Genomic DNA, 18,383 nt, shown 5'->3' with positions numbered 1-18,383 from the left:
TAGGTAGACTTCGCGGCTGCTCAAATCCAGAGGAACTGTCGATGAACCCATCCACTCGTACCCGTCATCTCAATCAATGGATCCAGACCCACAGCCAGCAGGCGATGACTTATCCCGCTCTGCACGGCTTTTTGTGTGCCCGTCTGGTCGGGCCGGATGCCCCTGACTGGCAGGCCCCGCTGGCCGGTCTGTTGCCCCATGACGCCGAGCTGGATGAAAAGAGTGGCGAGGCCCTCACCCATCTGATCGCCGAACTGGAAGCGCAGGCAGATGAAGCCCAGCTGGCCCTGCCGAGCCAGTGCCGCCTCCCCACCGACAACCCGCAGCAGGTCTTTGAACAGAGCCACCCGCTCGGGCAGTGGTGCTACGGCTTCAGTCAGGGCTTTGCCACCTGGCCCAAGCCAAAGGATTTGAACGACCCGACTACCCAGTACCGTTTCAGCCTGGCCGCCGAGCTGAGCCTGTTTCGCGACAAACAGATGGCGCAGATGCTCTATAGCGCCGCCGCCAGCGAACTCCCCTTTGCCGAGTTCTGCAAACGCCAGCGCCAGAACATGAAGACCGCCCTCAACCAGCTGCTTCAGCTCGATCAGTATCAGGCCGCGCCGAGCGCCGATGTAGCCCTCGACAGCGAGCAGGCCCAGCAGTGGCAACGCTGGTTCGAACTGGCGGACAACTGCCGGGATCATCAGGCCCGCCTCGGCTGGTTCGAGAAGATCATCGCCGATGCCAACCCGCTGTTTGATGCCAGCTTCTGGCAGCAGCTGGGTGGCCACGGCTGGAGCGCGCCGGAAGTGCGCCCCTTGCTGGCAGCCCGCGCCGGTCGCGCCGACTGCTTGCTGCGCCTTGGCAAGCTGGACGAAGCCAGGGAAGAGTATCTGGCACTGCTGGCCATCTGCATCCCCGACGAGCTGGGTTGCCGCTACAACCTCTCCTCCCTCTACGCCCTGCAGGGCGACTGGCAGGCGCTGGCCGAATTGCTGGTACGTTTCGACGAGGCCTCTAGCTGGTTGCTCTACAACCGCGCCCTGATGATCTTTGCCCGCGAAGGGGCGGATGCCGCCCGACCCCATCTGCTGGCCGCCATCAATGCCAACCCGCACGTTCCGGCCTGTCTGCTCGGTCAGCGCAAGCTGCCAAAGCAGGAACCGATGAGCTGGCAGGCGGGCAGCCGCGATGAGGCAACCCTCTACACCATGCACACCCGCGAGGCCTGGCTCAAGCAGAGCGCCCTGCTCTGGCTGCGCAAGGGCTGACCACTTCCGGATTAAAATCCCGGCGAACTGACCCGGTTTTTGTCTGATGGCGTGCGTCACCGCACATTTCATCGCAACCGGGTCAGACAAACTCGCTTGAGTTTCGTATCATCAATGTCAAAGTATCAAAAGAAACTGCATCTGATGCAGCCGTCACAGCAGGGTGTAATATGTCAAAAATCATAGCGTTACTCGCTCACTACCCGCCCTATCAGTTGGTACATGCCGCCGAAATGCTACGGGATACCTTCGAGCAGTTTTACGAACAGCGTTACCAGCTGACCGTTCCCCAGTGGCGTCTGATGATGGTGCTCGGCCCCAACTACCCCATCAGCCAGAAAGAGCTGGTCGAGGCGAGCGGCATGGACAAGGTGCGTATCTCCCGCGAGATCCGCCGTCTGGCCGAAAAAGGCATCATCTTCACCGAAAACAGCGAGCAGGATAAGCGCATCAGCCTGGTCTCCCTGACCGATAGCGGCCTCGCCCTGTTCCAGCAGCTCAAGAGCGAAGCGGGCAGCTGGCAGCATACCCTGACCGACTACCTGCCCAGTGAATCCCGCGAGGCGATCCGCCAGCATCTGCACAGCGTCAGCGCGGCCATCGAACAGCTGCACTCCCTCGACAAGGAGAAATAAGATGGATCTGAAGAAATTTGCCACCATGGACGTCAACATGCTGCTGAGCCTGATCAATATGCAGCTACGTGATCGTTACGATGATCTGGAAGACCTCTGCAAGGCGCAGGATCTCGATCAGGTGGCACTGGAAGCACGGCTGGCCAGCGGTGATTTTCACTACCAGCCAGAGCAAAAACAGTTCAGATAGGGATCGGGATCACAACGTCAGCAGCCACAGTGGCACCGGGGCCAAAACCTGATATGGTCACTCAAGCCTCGGCAGTGCGATGAACGGATACATCACACTGTCATACGAGGACGCTACTCTCGCTGCCAGTGAGCAAACCCAAGGATGACCCCATGACGTTGAACCGCGAACATTTCCTGATCACGCTCTGCATGCTGCTGATGATCAGCCTCTTCACCCCGCAGATCCCGCAAAGCGCCGAACAGTGGCTCACTGCACTGATGGTTGGCTCCCTCGCGGCTGTGGTGTTGATGCTGATACGCGGTTGTCGCCGCTTTATGCTGGAGTAGCCTCTGCACCTGCAACGGGTTCTGTGAACGCAACAAGCGTGAAAAAACAAACGCAGCCTGATGGCTGCGTTGTAGTTTATGGCGGGGCTGATTGCCCTTGCTGGCAAACGGCTTAGATAGCCAGCGTCTCGAGCTGCGCCTTGGCGGCTTCAATCCCCTTGCTCTGGGCATCCGGGCCCATACCCATCCCCTCGGCGTAGATGAAATCCACCTCCTTGATACCGATGAAGCCCAGCACGGTGCGCATGTAGGGGGTCACCAGATCGGTGGCGCTGCCAAAGTGCATGCCGCCGCGGGGGCTGATCACCAGCGCGCGGGTGTTTTCAACCAGACCGACCGGACCGGTTTCGGTGTAACGGAAGGTGACACCGGCACGGGCAACCAGATCGATCCAGTTCTTCAGCTGGGTCGGGATGTTGAAGTTGTACATGGGGGCGGCAATCACCACCAGATCGCTCGCCTTGAGCTCTGCGATCAGTTCGTCGGACTGGGCGATCACCGCCAGCTGACGTTCACTCAGGTTGTCACCACCGCGCAGGCCGGAGGCCAGCTCGCCATCCAGCACCGGCAGGTTGAGGGCCGCCAGATCACGCACGGTGACGACATCATCCTGATGGTCAGCCAGGAAGCCGTCGATCAGGGCGTTGGATTGGGAATATTGACCCAGGATGCTGGATTTGAGAACGAGGATATTGGCCATGGTGAAACTCCATTTGGTTGTCGGTTGAACAGCAGCGCTGTCGATGGAGGTCACTCTAAACATTGCGCTTCTTTGCTGATAGCGAAAATAGATGCTCAACTTGTTCAAAAATTTTGATATTGGTTGATTGCGCGGCAACGGGCGCATCAACCCTTGGCAGAACAAACGATTGCCGCTATGATCCGCCGCACTTTTTTCAGTGACCCGGATCCCATGGCCCACTCGCGCAGCCACTCCCCTTTCGCCGGTGCAGTCTGGATGATGGTAGCAGGCCTCTGTTTCGCCGCCGTCAACAGCCTGAGCCAGTATGTCAGCTTCAAGCTTGGCCTCCCCTCGACCCAGGTTGCCTTTCACCAGTACCTGATCGCCCTGATCTGCCTGCTGCCCTGGCTGATCCGCCACGGTTTGCGCCAATCCCTGATGACCAACCAGCTGCGCCTGCATCTATTGCGGGTCGCTCTGGCAGTGATCGGCATCCAGTTCTGGCTCTGGGCGCTGGCCGAGCCCGTCCCCATCTGGCAGGGTATCGCCCTGCTGATGACGTCACCGCTGTTTGCCACGCTGGGCTCCGCTCTCTTTCTCAAAGAGCAGGTGAGCCGAGCCCGCATCGTGGCCACTCTCTCCGGCTTTGTCGGTGCCATGCTGATCCTCGCCCCCTGGAATGATGATTTCAGCTGGGCCTCTCTGCTACCGGTGGCAGCGGCGCTGTTCTGGGCAGGCTACTCCCTGCTGGTGCGCTATCAGGCGGCGAGCGAATCGTCCCACACCATCGTCGTCTACCTGCTTATTTTCAGCACCCCGTTCAATGCCATGCTGGCGCTGCCGGAGTGGCAGTGGCCAACGGAAAGCCAGTGGCTGCTGGTAGCCGCCTCCGGCGTGTTGTCGGCTCTGGCCCAGATGTCCATCGCCCGCGCCTACAGCGTGGCGGAGGCCTCCTTCATCCAGCCCTTTGATTTTGCCAAGCTGCCGATGAACGTACTGGCAGGCTGGCTGGTGTTTGGCTGGGCGCCGCCCGGCCGACTGTGGCTTGGCGCCGCCATCATCATTGGCGCCATCACGTTGCTGACCCATCTGGAGCAGCGCGCCCGACCATCCGTTTCCTGAGGTACGCCATGCGTGCCTCTTTTTTTGCCCGCTATTCCCGCAATCACGTGTGCGATAGCGATCATCAACAATGACCAACGACATCAGGAGAGATCGTATGTTTGGAACCGCAACCCGCCCCGGCGCCACCCGCGCCCTGCTGCTGGGCTCCGGCGAACTCGGCAAGGAAGTGGCCATCGAGTTGCAGCGCTTCGGCATCGAAGTGATCGCCGCCGACCGCTATGCCAACGCCCCCGCCATGCAGGTGGCCCATGCCGCCCGGGTGCTGGATATGCTCGATGGCGCCGCCCTGCGCGAGCTGGTCGCCGAGATCAAACCCGACCTCATCATCCCCGAGATCGAGGCCATCGCCACCGATACGCTGGCAGCCCTTGAGCAGGAGGGGGTCAAGGTAGTGCCCAATGCCCGCGCCACCCAGCTCACCATGAATCGGGAAGGGATCCGCCGTCTCGCCGCCGAGACCCTGGGCCTGCCCACCTCCCCCTACCGCTTTGCCCAGAGCAAGGAGGAGTTTGTCGCCGCCGTAGAGACCATCGGCATGCCCTGCGTGGTGAAGCCGGTGATGAGCTCATCCGGCAAGGGACAGAGCGTGCTGCGCGATCTCGCCAGGCTCGATGAGAGCTGGACTTACGCCCAGGAGGGTGGCCGCGCCGGTCGTGGCAAGGTGATCGTCGAGGGCTTCGTTCCCTTCGAGTACGAGATCACCCTGCTCACGGTACGCGCCGTCGATGGCATTCACTTCTGCGAGCCTATCGGCCACCGGCAGGAAGATGGCGACTACCGCGAATCCTGGCAGCCACAGGTGATGAGCGAACTGGCGCTGGCCCGCTCCAAAGAGGTAGCGGCCAAGGTGGTTGAGGCCCTCGGTGGTTACGGCCTGTTCGGGGTCGAGCTCTTCATCAAGGGCGACGAGGTGTGGTTCAGCGAAGTCTCGCCGCGCCCCCACGACACCGGCATGGTGACTCTGATCTCGCAGGATCTCTCCGAGTTCGCCCTGCATGTGCGCGCCATTCTGGGGCTGCCGGTAGGCACCATCACCCAGTACGGGCCAAGCGCCTCTGCCGTGGTGCTGCGCGAAGGGCACAGTCAGGATATCCGCTATCAGGGGATTGGCGAGGCGCTTGCCAAGGTGCCGGGTGCCCAGCTGCGACTGTTTGGCAAACCGGAGATCGCCGGTCGCCGTCGTCTTGGCGTGGCGCTGGCCCGGGGTGAAGATTGCCGCGAGGCGGTCGAGCAGGCCAAAGCCGTTGCCGCCAGCGTCGAGGTCATTTTCTAAACGCTGCTTTTTCGCCGCACCGGAACAAACGTTTGCCGGTGTGATCGGGCGCAAGGGGCATGGCAATGCCCCTTTTGCATTTGCTCGTCAGGCTTATAATCCCCTCTTCAATTTTTTCAGGAGTACAAGATGTTAGCTGCCGTGATCTTCGATATGGATGGTGTTCTGATCGACTCGGAACCCTTTTGGCAACGGGCCCAGATCGCCGTGTTCTCCGAGCTGGGTCACCCCCACACCGTCGAGGATTGTGAGTCGACCATCGGCGTGCGCATCGATCAGCTGGTCGCCCACTGGTATCGCCTGCGTCCGTGGAGCGGCCCGAGCCAGGACGAGGTGGTGCAGCGCATTCTGGATCGGGTCAACGCCCTGATCCTCTCCGAAGGTCAGGCCAAGGCCGGCGTGCTGGAGGCACTCGACCTTATCGAAGCGCGCGGCCTGAAAGTGGGTCTGGCCACCTCCTCCCCCTTTGCCATGGTGGAAGCGGTGCTCGGCAAGCTCGGCATTCGCGATCGCTTTATGGCGGTTCACTCCGCTGAAGTAGAGCGTTTCGGCAAACCGCACCCGGATGTCTATATCCACGCCGCCGAAAAGCTGGGGGTTGAGCCGGTACACTGTCTGGCCATCGAAGACAGCTTCACCGGTCTGCTGGCGGCCAAGGCGGCCTCGATGAAGGCGCTGATCGTGCCGGATCCGGCTTTAGTGGGAGACCCGCGTCTGGCTATCGCCAACTACCAGCTGAGCTCGCTGGCCGAACTCAATAGTGAAATGCTGGCCAGCTGGGCCAAATAATTCGCCCGCACCAGCCGTTCGCATCCTTCACGGGGCCGCAGGCATACCTGTCTGTGGCCCCTTTTTTATGGATGAATAGGAGCCAAAGGATAGATACCCACCTAGCGGCAACAAGAGGAAAACCGGCCGGATGCACAGCCCCCCTCCCGGATGGCCAAATAGCCTTTTTGGCCAGTAAAAACCGCCGTTCAGCCCCTTCCATTACCAACCATTAGTTGGCAATAACAGCTACAAATCGCCGATTAGAAACCAACTTTCGGGCCATTTTTGCCCCGGCAGTGTCTGCTGATCCCCTTTTCCGATCCGGGTTTGATCCCTGTCATACCGCCTTCATAAACGTGCGCTTGCTCGCGGTTACCCTGCGCCTGCGCAGCTAGAATCAAGGGAGACAGGCGGCCCGTGGGCCCGAGGAGGTTATCATGATCGAGTACACCAGCAAGCGCATCGTCTGCCCCCACTGCGGCCACCATACCCGGGTCGAGCTGGATGCCAGCCAGGGGGATCAGGAGTTCTACGAAGATTGCATGGCCTGCTGCAATCCGATCCACCTGCGGCTGCATCGGGATGAAGAGCGCGACCGTCTGCAACTCTTCGTGGATGCTGACGACGAGCAGATGTTTTAAGAGCGGCCGGATAGCAAAAGGGGCGTGACTCGCGAGAGTGACGCCCCTTTTCGTTTCGTGGTCAGCGGTAGATGCTGCCCTGCCGCGATTTCGCTCTGGCCCAGAGCGTCTCGTCATCGAGATCGGTCTGGATCAGCTCGATGGGCACCCCGGCATCATTGATCACCGCCACCCGATAATCATCGATCGGCTCGTAGGGCCCCAGGATCACCTCTTCCCCCTCGATGGCGGCCGCCAGATCATCCACCTTGAAGGCGACGTGAGGTACGGTTCTCAGCAGCTCGTGCAGCGGCGAATCGTCGGTAAAGTAGTGCCACTGAACCCGAAACCGCCCCGGGTTATCCTCGGTATACATCCCCACCTTTTCGCTGTGGATGCCATGGGGCAAGGCCACGGTGCTGGGGATGCCAAAGTGGTGAAAGGTATAGTTCAGGCCCGGTTTCATCTGCGCTTTTCCCTGACGTCAAGCCATTCGGCTGGCCAGTACCCGCTCCACCGTATCGACGATGGCCTGGGTCTGGGGATCGATCTCGATATTGGTCGGCCAGCCGGCGCGTACCCAGCCGAGGTTGGTGCGAGCCAGCGTCTCGGGGATCAGATGGACGCAAAACTCGCGCTCGCGCACCTCGCCGATGGTCAGGCTGATGCCGTCAATGCCGATATACCCCTTGGTCAGCACATATTTCATCAGCTCGGGGGCGAGGCGATACCACACCTGACGGTTGTTGGGGGTGTCGATCACCGAGGTCACTTCCGCCATCCCGATAATGTGGCCGGACATGGCGTGACCGCCGATCTCGTCACCAAAACGGGCGGCCCGCTCCACGTTGACCTTGTCCCCCACCTGCAGCTTGCCGAGGTTGGTCAGGCGCAGGGTCTCCTGCATCAGATCGAAACTGACCAGATCCCCTGCAATCCGGGTCACGGTGAGACAGCAGCCGTTGTGAGCCACCGAGGCACCCAGAGCCAGCCCTTCCCCCCACTCCCGGCTGGGCATGCGGATCACGTGGGTACGAAATGAAGCACTCTCTTCGATGGCGACCAGCTCGGCCACACCTTGCACAATTCCGGTAAACATCATCACCTCTTTGTTTCTGGTAACACGCTCTGTTTTTTTATCGCGGCCTGTGCCGCTTCTTTTACACAATCCGCTTTTTACACAATTCGTTTCATACAAACTGTCACACCTGCTCCGCCGCCTCAGACCGCGCCAGCACACTCGCCCGGCGCTGGGAATGGATGACCACTATGCCAGCCAGCACGATGAGCAGACACCCCGCCATACTACTGAGGGTCGGCATTTCACCAAACATCAGATAGCCACAGAGGGTAGAAAAAAAGATCTGGAAATAGAAGAAGGGCGCCAGAGTAGAGGCCTGCGCATACTGCATCGCCTTGATAAGGCAATATTGAGAGAGCAGGGTCACCACCGGCAGCGCCAGCAGATAGGGCCAGTCGGCAAGCCCAGGGAAGCGCCACAGTGCGGGCTGCCAGCAGAGCGCGACCATTGCCACCATCCCCAGCATGAAGCAGGTGACGATCAGGATATCGAGGGTGGTCAGACGTGGATCCACCAGCTTGGTGATGAGGTTGTAACCGGTGTTGGCCAGCACGATGATCAGTGGCAGCAGGTAGTAGAGGTTCGCGTCCCCCCCGTCGGGATGGGTCACCACCAGCACGCCAAACAGCCCCAGCAACACGGCCGCTACCTTGGTTCGGGTCAGACGCTCCCTGAAAAAGATGACACCGGCCACCACAAAGGCCAGCGAGCCAAGCTGGCAGATGATGGTGTAGACGTTGAGCGGCACATGGGCCAGCGCAATCACCGAGACCAGCGCACAGACCAGAAACAGCAGCGAGCGCAGCAACAGCCAGCGATCCACCGCCAGCAGCGCCGACACGGTGCGCCTTGGCAACAACAGCAGCAGACCGAGGAAAGGAACAAAGAAGCGAAACCAGACCATCTCCATCACGGAGTAGCCATGGAGTACCAGATATTTGTCCGCGCCATCCTTGAGCGTCAGGGCGAGAAGAGCAAACAGCGTCAGGAAGATCGCCAGTGAGTTGCGCGAAGAGAGCAGCATCAAAGAGGCCGAAACAGGAAAAGGGGGTAACCAAATTAACGGGCTTGCCGCAAATTACAACCGCGAGACTGACAAAATGGGAGCAAAACCGCTATATTTGCTCGCCTTTTTACTTTCAAGGAAGCAAATCATGATGGTTTATGAGTGCTGTGAAGCGATCCGTATCGCCTATAACCAGATTGGCTCCGGCGAGCAGGGCTACGTGCCGAAGGCCATCGCCGCCGCTATCCGCGCCCTCAACGCGGTCGCCGCCGATGAGCGGGTGCCCGCCGAACTGCGTGAACAGGCCGCCTATGCGGCAGCCAACCTGCTGATCAGCGATCACGAAGACGCCTGATCCCGCTGCCGGGGCGGCAACTATTTCGTCCTGGATGAATTTCAGGCTAAAATGCCTCCCCCACCCTTTGCATGCCCGCCCGGGTGTGCAAAGGCTCTTCCCGATTTCCGCTCTTTCTCTATCTATCTGATCCACTCGGAGGTGTCAGTGCAACGTTATTGGTCCGAGGCGAAGCAGCTCGTCCGTCTAGCCAGCCCCATTCTGGTCGCCCAGGTCGCCCAGGTCGCCATGAACTTCGTCGATACCGTGATGGCGGGTCAGGTGAGTGCGGTCGATCTGGCCGCCGTGTCGGTGGCCTCCAGCTTCTGGCTACCGGTGATCCTGCTGGTGCAGGGGATCATCATGGCGCTCACCCCCATCGTTTCCCAGCTCAACGGCGCCCGCAAGCGGGATCAAATCCGCCCGGCCGTCCATCAGGGCTTCTGGCTGGCGCTCATCGTCACCCCGCTCGCGATGATTGCGCTCTATTACAGCCCGCTGGCGCTGCAGTTCATGGATGTGGAGCCGGTGATGGCGGCCAAGACCACCGGCTACCTGCACGCCATCCTGTGGGGTCTGCCCGCCTTCGTGATGTTCCAGGTGCTGCGCAACTTCAGTGAGGGGCTCTCCCACACCATGCCCACCATGGTGATCGGCTTTGTCGGGCTGGCGGTCAATATTCCCGCCAACTACATCTTCATTCACGGTCACTTCGGCATGCCAAAGCTCGGCGGTGTCGGCTGTGGCGTGGCTACCGCCATCGTGCTGTGGGCCATGCTGCTGGCGATGATCCTCTACGTGAAGCTCTCCTCTCATTTCAAGGAGATCAACCTCTTCTCCCGACTCGCACGCCCCAACGGCAGCCGGATCTGGCGCCTGTTCCGCTTGGGGTTCCCCATCGCCATGGCCATCTTCTGCGAGGTGACCTTGTTTACCGTGGTGGCCCTGATGCTGGCCCCCTTCGGGGCCGAGACGGTGGCGAGCCACCAGATTGCGCTGAACTTCTCCAGTCTGGTCTTTATGCTGCCCCTCTCCATCGGGGTGGGCGTGACCATCCGGGTCGGCCACAGCATCGGCGAAGGTCAACCCCATCACGCCCGGGTGGCAGCCCGCACCGGCCTGCTGCTGGGGATGGGCATTGCCGCCCTCACTGCAGCCCTGACGGTGCTGCTGCGCGAGCAGATTGCCTCTATCTATACCGATGATCAGCAGGTGATTGCGCTAGCCGCCCTGCTGCTCTTCTTTGCCGCTGTATACCAGATCTCCGACTCGGTGCAGGTGGTCGCGGCGGCGGCGCTGCGTGGTTACAAGGATACCCAGGCGATCTTCTACGTCACCATCGTCGCCTACTGGGGGCTGGGGCTGCCGACCGGCATGATCCTGGGTCTCACCGACTGGGTGGTTCCGCGGATGGGGCCGCAGGGCTTCTGGATTGGCTTTATCGTCGGCCTCACCAGTGCCGCGCTGATGCTGGGGGCTCGCCTGCGCCATATCTATGGTCGCTTCGCGACGCCGGAGGCGTGCACTACCCTGTCGCGGGCCCAGTAAAAGCGGCAACTCGCCTGCAAAATCAACAGGCTGCGCAAGAACTGGGCAAACAGTCTCCTTTGTGCGTATGGCCTGTTGACAGCCTTGGGGGGCATGGGTAGTATGCCGACCACGCCAGCAATGCTGGCGTAGTGAAGTGGGTTTATAGCTCAGTTGGTTAGAGCACTACCTTGACATGGTAGGGGTCGTTGGTTCGAATCCAATTAAACCCACCACTTTTCTGTGATGCGTCCTTAGCTCAGCTGGTTAGAGCACCACCTTGACATGGTGGGGGTCGGTGGTTCGAATCCACTAGGACGCACCATCACAGATTGCTGTTATGCGTCCTTAGCTCAGCTGGTTAGAGCATCACCTTGACATGGTGGGGGTCGGTGGTTCGAATCCACTAGGACGCACCATAACAGTTTGAATATATTGCAGATGTAAGTTTGATGTGGGTTTATAGCTCAGTTGGTTAGAGCACTACCTTGACATGGTAGGGGTCGTTGGTTCGAATCCAATTAAACCCACCACTCCCCTGCAAAACAGAAAGTCGCATTGCGCACCCTGCGTCCTTAGCTCAGCTGGTTAGAGCATCACCTTGACATGGTGGGGGTCGGTGGTTCGAATCCACTAGGACGCACCAGATTTGAAAAGCCCGCTCGATGAGCGGGCTTTTTGCATTCTCTCCCCTGCCTTCTCGCACTTTTTTTGCTGCGCCAACAAAAAGCCCGCATCACCATTTGCATGACACGGGCTGAATAGACACCGCCAGACCATCAGGCCTGCACGGCAATATCGTACTTCTTTATCTTGCGATAGAGGGTGGCAATCCCGATCCCCAATGCCTGCGCCGCCAGCTTCTTGTTGCCAAGCCGCTGCAGAGTCTCCTCGATCATCTGTTTCTCCATGCTCTCCAATCCACTCTCTCCCGGGGCAGGATCCAGCAACTTCTCCGGCATCACCGCCATTGGCACTTGCGCTGCCACCGGTTCGCCCGGGATGGCGCTCAGGGGCACGATGGGGATGGTCTGGGTGACCACCGGATGGGGATCCTGATTGCGGATGATGTTGGGCGGCAGCAGGCTGCTGTCGATCACCTCACCCGCCTGGCTGACGTTGACCAGATATTCGATGAGGTTGCTCAGTTCGCGCACGTTGCCCGGCCAGCGATACCCCTTGAGCAGCGCCATCACCTCCGGCGTCAGGCCGGGGTAGACGGTGCCGATCCGGCTGGTGTGCTGGTTGAGGAAATAGTGGGTCAGCAGCTCCACATCCCCTTCCCGCTCGCGCAGCGGCGGCAGGTTGAGAGGGATGACGTTGATGCGATAGAAGAGATCCTCGCGAAACTTCCCTTCGGCGATGTACTGGTCGAGATGCTGATGGGTGGCGGCGATGATGCGAATATCCACCGGCACCGGCCGGCTGGCGCCGATGGGTGTCACCTCCCGCAGCTCCAGCACCCGCAGCAACTTGGCCTGCATGGTGAGCGGCATGTCGCCGATCTCGTCGAGGAACAGGGTGCCCTGATGGGCCGCCTGAATAAGCCCCTGCTTGCCACCGCTGGAGGCGCCGGTGAAGGAGCCCTTCACATAGCCAAACAGTTCGCTCTCCAGCAGCTGCTCGGGGATGGCGGCACAGTTGATGGCGATAAAGGGTTTGTCATGGCGCGGGCTCAGGCGATGAACCGCGCGGGCCACCACCTCCTTGCCGGTGCCGCTCTCGCCACAAATGAGCACGCTCGACGGGCTCTGGGCAATGCGCTGCAACAGCCGCTTGAGGTTGCGCATCGGCTTGCTCTCGCCGATCAGCAGGTCGATGCGCACATCGGGATCCGGCTCGCGCACCTGCCCGGAGTGGGACTGGTGAAAGGCCATCAGGAAGAGCTGCTGCCCCTGCACATGGTGCAGCTGACCGATGATCAGCTCCTGGCGATCGCCCAGGGTGAAAATGTGCTGGATATGACCGCTGATCTCCTGCCGGGCAAAGGTGAGCGGGCGGATCCCCACCTCACGCCCCTGCAGTTGCTCCGGCTGGCAGCCCAGATGATGCAGCGCCGCTTCGTTGGCAAAGCGCACCTGATTCTTCTCGTCGAGCAGCAAGCAGCCCTGATCCATGTGGGTCATCAGATCGAGGAACACCTTGTTGACCCCGTCCGACAGGCCGCGCGAGTCGAGCAGCTTGGCCACGAAGATGGTGGAGATGTGGCGCACATAGTCACACACATCCTGCAGATTGTTGTTGAGACGGGCCTGCTGCTCGGCGCTGAAGGCGACCAGACTGATTACCCCGATGCACCCCTCGTCCACCATGATAGGCACCCCGAGGAAGGCGCGCTCGCGACAGCTCTCCTTGCAGCTGCACCCCTCGCAGACCGGATCATCACTGGTGTGGGTAACGATCTTTTCCCGCTGATTGTCGATGACATAGCGCAGCAGGCGGGAGTCCCCCTCCAGCTGGCGGCCAAAAAACTTGCCATAGGGGCCAGTGCCCGCCACCCGCACCATATCGGCATCGACGATCTCGACCTCAAGTTGCAGCACACTCGCCAGCATCTTGGCAAAACGCAAGATGGTGGGCTGGATCTGCATCAACAGACACTGGTTGCTCACGGATCTCATCCATCATTCCTTTTTGTTCTTGTTGTTCTCCCTCTAAAGGGAGCCATGCTGGCCAGATACTAAGGGATATCCGCCAGCACAACTTCGGGGGGGATCACGAAAAGGGAAAATGAATGACGGGGATAATGAGCACAAAGATGAAGATAAAAACCAACAAAAACAAAAATATAGAAGATGTGAGCAAGATCAGGTCGGCAGGTGAAGCGCCAGCCAGACTGACAGCGGGATCACCACCACCGAGAGAGCATTGCCGCCGAGCACGATACTGGCCACCTTCTCCGGCTGACAGTGGTACTGCTCGCAAAGCATGTAATTAAGCACCGCAGGCGGCAGGGAGACCGACAACATCAGGAGCGGGATCCACTCCCCCTTGAGAGGCAACAACCATATCGCGAGCAGCAGAGACAGACCGCCCGCCAGCAAATAGAGCAAGTTGCATTTGAGCGCCAGCCCCAGATGATCCAGCTCCCCTTCCGTCAATCTAATTCCCAACGCAAAGAGCATCAGCGGCACCGAGATCTGCCCGACCAGCGAGGCGGTGGTCACCACATACTCCGGCAGCGCGATATGCAGATTGGCTACCAGCAATCCGGCCAGCGCGGCCCAGAGCACCGGACTGCGCAGCCAGAGCCAGCGGGAGGTGTTGGCCGAGAGGATAAACATACCGACCGAGAAGTGCAGCAGGTTGGAGAGCACAAAGAGGATAACGATGGCCCCCAGCTGCTGCTCGCCAAAGGCCAGCACCATCAGGGGAATGCCGAGGTTGCCGGTATTGCGGAACATGGCGGGCAAAATGAGCGCCGCCCGTTCAATCCCCTTGAGCCTGAGTAGCGTGAGCAGCAGACCGGGCAGCAGGATCACCATCGCGCCGGCCGCGATGAGCGGCAGATGCTCCCCCAGCGCCAGCGGATACTTGACCAGGGCGGAGAAAACCAGCGCCGGGGTAAACAGCTCGATATTGGCACGATTGACATAACCGAGCGCAGCCTCTGGCCGCAATCGGCCATAAAGAGCGCCAAGCCCGACCACAGCAAACACGGGGATGACGATATTGAGCAGGGCGCCGAGCACAGGGAGCTCCTGTTACAGTTCGCGGGCAGGCTTGCCCATCAGTAGTTGCGGATCGAGGGTTACCTCTTTGCTGCCATTACTGATCCAGAGCTGTCCTTCCGAGATGGTGCAGGTGAGCTGCATGGTGCGCTCCACCATCTCGGTAAGCGGCAGGGTCTGGCTCTCGGAGAGCTCGATGATGCTGAGGTTGTCGTGCAGGCCAAGCTTGCCCTGATTCTGCTTCCACCAGACGCTGGTGCCGCGGCCGCCATAGAGATAGAGCACCACTTCACGGGCGCGGTTGCAGGCCTTTTTCAGCCGCTTCTCATCGGGCTGACCCAGCTCAATCCAGAGCTCGATCTCGTCCGAGTAGTTCTTGCGCCAGAGCTCGGGTTCGTCATCGGCGCTGAGCCCCTTGGTGAACTCCAGCCGCTCGGCAGCATGCCAGGCAAAAGCCGCCAGCCGGATCATCATCCGTTCGTCGGTTTCGGAGGGGTGGCGCGCCAGTGTGAGGGAGAAATCCTGATAGAGGTTGCGATCCATATCAGACAAGCTGATCTGGGCCTTGAATACGGTTGCCTTGAGAGCCATAGAAAACCTTGAATACCCTGTGACAAGTGGGGGTAGAAAATATGGCCGTCAGTGTAATCAAAATCAGTGGCAGGTTCGAACCTTTCTGCCCCCAGGCCTGGATTTAAGTGCTTTAAAAGACAGAAAAAACAAATGCCAGTCCGAAGACTGGCATTTGGCGGTATCAAGAAGCGACTCACTTCTCGGCGGACTGGACTCCGAACGCATTGAGCAGCGCACAGCAGGTGACTGCCACGGCTACGAATCCGCTCAGAAAGATAAAGGGCATGGCCCCGTATCCCAGCACAGTCCAGATGGTGTGTTCAAGAAGACTCATTGTGTGTCCTTCATCCAGTGAAAGGTGTGTTCCTTTTGGCGGATGTAGGCTCCGCTCTCGTGAGGCCATTTGACCTCAATGTGAGTATGAGTCCAATGCCACCAAAGTAATAAATGCAGGGTGCATTTGAGCTGGATCAACTTTTTCGGCCGAATATCCATCCAGATCAAGCGATTAGATGGCCATTATCGGGCCAGCCCTGCCTCTGCACGTCTTGTGACGTAAAACGACCGGCAGCGTGACTCAATGGCATAAAAAAACGCGCCCGGTGGCGCGTTTTTGAATGTCCGGCTGACGATCAGTTGTCACACAGATCGTTGGGCATATCCTGACGCAAGCGGGTCCAGAGTTTGCCTGACTCGATACCGTACTGACGCACTGTCATAAAGACGGCTTCATGGTTTTTGGTCTCGGCCAGACCAAGCAGCGTCTTGTAGTAGGCATCTGCGGTCTCGCGGGCCTGCTTGTCGGAGAAATAGTAGCTACCGACCCGGCTATACAACCCTTTAAAACCGTTCAGGATCAGCGCGTAGATCGGATTGCCGGAAGCAAATGCCAGCTGGTGATGCAGGCGATAATCGAACTCGGCATAAGCCTGTGGATTGTTCTCGACCCCATCGGCGCCACGCAGGATCTCGGCGGCCTGCTCCGGATTGTGACGGATCGCCCCGCGAATAAAGATGGTGCAGATGTGGGTACGGGCAGAGAGCAATTGGGCTATCAGATCCGGCACCTTGTCCTGATCGAGACGAGCCAGCGTCTCCAGAATATTGAGACCCGAGGTTTCCCAGAAGTTGTTCACCTTGGTCGGTTTGCCATGCTGGATGGTCAGCCAGCCATCACGGGCCAGTCGCTGCAGCACTTCACGCAAGGTCGTCCGCGTCACCCCGATCAACTCGGACAACTCACGCTCGGCGGGCAGAATGGATCCGGGAGGAAAGCGATTGTTCCAGATGGACTCGATGATGTATTCCTCGGCAAACCCTGCAGGGCTCTGCGCTTTTATAACCATGAATTGACTCTGTTGTAATGCGTAAAAAGGCTGACGAATGATATCAAAGCGATGATGGCTGGCAAGCAGAAGGTCAGTCCTCTGCTCACATCGGGACAAATATTGTTGATAACTTGTATTCAATCACATCCCTTGTAGTGGGAAGCCGCTCAATGTGTGGTTATTAAACCACCATCAAGACCGCTTCCGGCCTGCTCTTATTTATAATCGGCCCGCTTTTTGATTAAAATCACGTGACATCAACTCGTGAAAGGTCAACATCCGGACGTACTGGTCGCTCCATCATTGACTGCATGGATGCAAGATCCCAACAACAACCCAGAGACCCAACATCATGCCAATAAGCCTCGGGCAGGCATTTGCCAAGAACTTCCTCGGCAATGCCCCACACTGGTATAAAAGCGCCATTCTGCTGTTTCTGGTGATCAATCCGATCGCCTTCTATCTCGACCCCTTCAGCGCGGGCTGGTTACTGGTGGTGGAATTTATCTTCACCCTTGCCATGGCCCTCAAGTGCTACCCCCTGCAACCCGGCGGTCTGCTGGCCATCGAGGCGGTGCTCATCGGCATGACCTCTGCCGAACAGGTCAAACACGAGCTGGTCGCCAACATCGAAGTGCTGCTGTTGCTGGTCTTTATGGTGGCCGGCATCTACTTCATGAAGCAGTTGTTGCTTTTCGTCTTTACCAAGCTGCTGATCGGGGTGCGCTCCAAGATCCTGCTCTCCCTCTCCTTCTGTCTGGTCTCCGCCTTCCTGTCGGCGTTTCTCGACGCCCTGACCGTGATTGCAGTGGTGATCAGCGTGGCAACCGGCTTCTACGCCATCTACCACAAGGTCTCCTCCGGCAAGGAGTTCGGCAATCCCCACGACCATACCCAGGATCAGGAGGTGCCCGAACTCAACCGTCAGGATCTCGACAACTTCCGCGCCTTTTTGCGCAGCCTGATGATGCATGCCGCCATCGGTACCGCCCTGGGTGGCGTCTGCACCCTGGTGGGCGAGCCGCAGAACCTCATCATCGGCGAGCAGGCGGGCTGGCACTTTGGCGAGTTTGCGGTGCGCATGGCCCCCGTCACCCTCCCCGTCTTTATCTGCGGTCTGCTGACCTGCGTGGTGGTCGAGCGTTTCCGCTGGTTTGGTTACGGCACCCTGCTGCCGGACAACGTGCGCGCCATCATGGAGGAGTACAACCGCTACGAAGAGGCGAAGCGCAGCCCGCAGGACAAGGCCAAGCTGATTGTCCAGGCGCTGATCGCCGTCTGGCTCATCATCGGTCTCGCCCTTCATCTGGCGGCGGTAGGCCTCATCGGCCTCTCGGTCATCGTGCTGGCCACCTCGCTCACCGGCATCACCGAAGAGCATGCGCTGGGCAAGGCGTTTGAAGAGGCACTGCCCTTCACCGCACTGCTGGCGGTCTTCTTCAGCGTGGTGGCGGTGATCATCGATCAACAGCTGTTCAAACCGGTGATCCAGTGGGTACTCTCGGCCGACCCCGAGCAGCAGCTGGCCCTCTTCTATATGGCCAACGGTCTGCTCTCCATGGTCAGTGACAACGTCTTTGTCGGCACTGTCTATATCAACGAGGTGAAGACCGCCCTGCTCAACGGCGCCATCAGTCGCGAGCAGTTCGATCTGCTGGCCGTGGCCATCAACACCGGCACCAACCTGCCGTCAGTCGCCACCCCCAACGGTCAGGCCGCCTTCCTCTTCATGCTGACCTCGGCGCTGGCGCCGCTGCTGCGCCTCTCCTACGGTCGCATGGTGTGGATGGCGCTGCCCTACACCCTGGTGCTGGGACTGGTCGGCTTCTTTGCGGTCGAGCTGCTGCTCGGCCCCGCCACCCAGTGGTTCTATCAGCAGGGATGGCTGGTGCTGTCAGAGGGTGCTGCCGCCGTGGCGCCCGCACTCCACTGAACTCATTGTGCCTAATCGAGAAGGGTCCCTGCGGACCCTTTTCTTTTGC

At 59.5% G+C, this 18,383-nt stretch carries 20 protein-coding genes and 5 tRNA genes; 16 read left to right on the top strand and 9 right to left on the bottom strand.

All coding sequences use genetic code 11. The annotated features are described in order from the left end of the window. The first annotated feature begins 41 nt into the window (after positions 1–41). From I6L40_RS12200 to I6L40_RS12185, 4 genes are all read left to right on the top strand, one after another. On the top strand, positions 42–1,256 hold the full coding sequence (locus tag I6L40_RS12200) for a UPF0149 family protein (protein ID WP_071909989.1): 1,215 nt from the start codon (positions 42–44) through the stop codon (positions 1,254–1,256). A gap of 170 nt (positions 1,257–1,426) precedes the next feature. Beyond that, on the top strand, positions 1,427–1,891 hold the full coding sequence (locus I6L40_RS12195) for a MarR family winged helix-turn-helix transcriptional regulator (protein WP_033112507.1): 465 nt from the start codon (positions 1,427–1,429) through the stop codon (positions 1,889–1,891). A 1-nt stretch (position 1,892) separates the two neighbouring features. Beyond that, a complete protein-coding gene (locus tag I6L40_RS12190) occupies positions 1,893–2,081 on the top strand; it encodes a DUF4250 domain-containing protein (protein WP_071909987.1) in 189 nt (62 codons plus the stop codon). 152 nt (positions 2,082–2,233) lie between these two features. Beyond that, a complete protein-coding gene (locus I6L40_RS12185) occupies positions 2,234–2,410 on the top strand; it encodes a hypothetical protein (RefSeq protein ID WP_185227192.1) in 177 nt (58 codons plus the stop codon). Between the two features lie 112 nt (positions 2,411–2,522). Here I6L40_RS12185 and I6L40_RS12180 read toward each other — a convergent pair whose 3' ends face one another. Further along, complete coding sequence (locus I6L40_RS12180; protein WP_071909984.1) at positions 2,523–3,110, bottom strand: FMN-dependent NADH-azoreductase; 588 nt, start codon at positions 3,108–3,110, stop codon at positions 2,523–2,525. A gap of 213 nt (positions 3,111–3,323) precedes the next feature. Here I6L40_RS12180 and I6L40_RS12175 point away from each other — a divergent pair, with 213 nt between their 5' ends. The 4 genes from I6L40_RS12175 (at position 3,324) to I6L40_RS12160 (ending at position 6,902) form a co-directional block, all read left to right on the top strand. After that, positions 3,324–4,214: a DMT family transporter gene (locus tag I6L40_RS12175; RefSeq protein WP_042030652.1), complete on the top strand. Its 891-nt coding sequence runs from the start codon at positions 3,324–3,326 to the stop codon at positions 4,212–4,214. A 97-nt stretch (positions 4,215–4,311) separates the two neighbouring features. After that, on the top strand, positions 4,312–5,490 hold the full coding sequence (gene purT, locus I6L40_RS12170) for a formate-dependent phosphoribosylglycinamide formyltransferase (RefSeq protein ID WP_071909982.1): 1,179 nt from the start codon (positions 4,312–4,314) through the stop codon (positions 5,488–5,490). 129 nt (positions 5,491–5,619) lie between these two features. Further along, positions 5,620–6,279, top strand: coding sequence for a hexitol phosphatase HxpB (gene hxpB, locus I6L40_RS12165; protein ID WP_071909980.1), 660 nt, complete (start codon positions 5,620–5,622; stop codon positions 6,277–6,279). Positions 6,280–6,698: 419 nt separating this feature from the next. Further along, positions 6,699–6,902, top strand: coding sequence for a CPXCG motif-containing cysteine-rich protein (locus I6L40_RS12160; RefSeq protein WP_033112514.1), 204 nt, complete (start codon positions 6,699–6,701; stop codon positions 6,900–6,902). Between the two features lie 61 nt (positions 6,903–6,963). Here the strand turns inward: I6L40_RS12160 and I6L40_RS12155 are convergent, their stop codons facing one another. From I6L40_RS12155 to I6L40_RS12145, 3 genes are all read right to left on the bottom strand, one after another. Next, positions 6,964–7,347, bottom strand: coding sequence for a VOC family protein (locus I6L40_RS12155; protein WP_071909978.1), 384 nt, complete (start codon positions 7,345–7,347; stop codon positions 6,964–6,966). An 18-nt stretch (positions 7,348–7,365) separates the two neighbouring features. Next, the gene (locus I6L40_RS12150; RefSeq protein WP_041207881.1) at positions 7,366–7,980 is read right to left on the bottom strand and encodes a riboflavin synthase; all 615 of its coding nucleotides are present in this window, start codon (positions 7,978–7,980) and stop codon (positions 7,366–7,368) included. Between the two features lie 103 nt (positions 7,981–8,083). Beyond that, entirely contained in the window at positions 8,084–8,986 is a 903-nt protein-coding gene (locus I6L40_RS12145; protein WP_071909974.1) for a DMT family transporter, read from the bottom strand. A 130-nt stretch (positions 8,987–9,116) separates the two neighbouring features. On the opposite strand from I6L40_RS12145, the gene I6L40_RS12140 reads away from it, so the two are divergent. The 7 genes from I6L40_RS12140 to I6L40_RS12110 all read left to right on the top strand — a co-directional run bounded on the left by I6L40_RS12140 (position 9,117) and on the right by I6L40_RS12110 (position 11,475). Continuing rightward, on the top strand, positions 9,117–9,323 hold the full coding sequence (locus I6L40_RS12140) for a YaeP family protein (protein ID WP_019445841.1): 207 nt from the start codon (positions 9,117–9,119) through the stop codon (positions 9,321–9,323). A gap of 147 nt (positions 9,324–9,470) precedes the next feature. Next, the gene (locus tag I6L40_RS12135) at positions 9,471–10,850 is read left to right on the top strand and encodes an MATE family efflux transporter (protein ID WP_071909972.1); all 1,380 of its coding nucleotides are present in this window, start codon (positions 9,471–9,473) and stop codon (positions 10,848–10,850) included. A gap of 138 nt (positions 10,851–10,988) precedes the next feature. Continuing rightward, positions 10,989–11,065 (top strand) — tRNA-Val (locus I6L40_RS12130). 12 nt (positions 11,066–11,077) lie between these two features. Beyond that, positions 11,078–11,154, top strand: a tRNA-Val gene (locus tag I6L40_RS12125). A 17-nt stretch (positions 11,155–11,171) separates the two neighbouring features. Next, positions 11,172–11,248, top strand: a tRNA-Val gene (locus tag I6L40_RS12120). A 37-nt stretch (positions 11,249–11,285) separates the two neighbouring features. After that, a tRNA-Val gene (locus I6L40_RS12115) sits at positions 11,286–11,362 on the top strand. A gap of 36 nt (positions 11,363–11,398) precedes the next feature. Next, positions 11,399–11,475 (top strand) — tRNA-Val (locus I6L40_RS12110). Positions 11,476–11,608: 133 nt separating this feature from the next. On the opposite strand, the gene I6L40_RS12105 is transcribed toward I6L40_RS12110, so the two are convergent. From I6L40_RS12105 to fadR, 5 genes are all read right to left on the bottom strand, one after another. Further along, positions 11,609–13,450, bottom strand: coding sequence for a sigma 54-interacting transcriptional regulator (locus tag I6L40_RS12105; protein WP_071909970.1), 1,842 nt, complete (start codon positions 13,448–13,450; stop codon positions 11,609–11,611). A 186-nt stretch (positions 13,451–13,636) separates the two neighbouring features. Beyond that, complete coding sequence (locus I6L40_RS12100; protein WP_071909968.1) at positions 13,637–14,521, bottom strand: AEC family transporter; 885 nt, start codon at positions 14,519–14,521, stop codon at positions 13,637–13,639. 12 nt (positions 14,522–14,533) lie between these two features. Continuing rightward, a complete protein-coding gene (locus I6L40_RS12095; RefSeq protein WP_042030612.1) occupies positions 14,534–15,091 on the bottom strand; it encodes a YaeQ family protein in 558 nt (185 codons plus the stop codon). 175 nt (positions 15,092–15,266) lie between these two features. Further along, positions 15,267–15,407 (bottom strand): TIGR02808 family protein, encoded by a 141-nt coding sequence (locus I6L40_RS12090; protein ID WP_071909966.1) that lies wholly within the window; start codon positions 15,405–15,407, stop codon positions 15,267–15,269. Between the two features lie 298 nt (positions 15,408–15,705). Further along, positions 15,706–16,419 (bottom strand): fatty acid metabolism transcriptional regulator FadR, encoded by a 714-nt coding sequence (gene fadR, locus I6L40_RS12085; protein ID WP_033115828.1) that lies wholly within the window; start codon positions 16,417–16,419, stop codon positions 15,706–15,708. A 334-nt stretch (positions 16,420–16,753) separates the two neighbouring features. Between fadR and nhaB the strand changes: the two genes are divergently transcribed. After that, on the top strand, positions 16,754–18,334 hold the full coding sequence (gene nhaB, locus I6L40_RS12080; RefSeq protein WP_216994313.1) for a sodium/proton antiporter NhaB: 1,581 nt from the start codon (positions 16,754–16,756) through the stop codon (positions 18,332–18,334). Positions 18,335–18,383 lie beyond the last annotated feature (49 nt).

The sequence above is a fragment of the Aeromonas sp. FDAARGOS 1410 genome, assembly GCF_019048745.1.
GTDB classification, from domain to species: Bacteria; Pseudomonadota; Gammaproteobacteria; order Enterobacterales; family Aeromonadaceae; genus Aeromonas; species Aeromonas jandaei.
The sequence above is the reverse complement of the archived record's forward strand: the minus strand, read 5'-3'. Positions and strand labels throughout refer to the sequence as shown.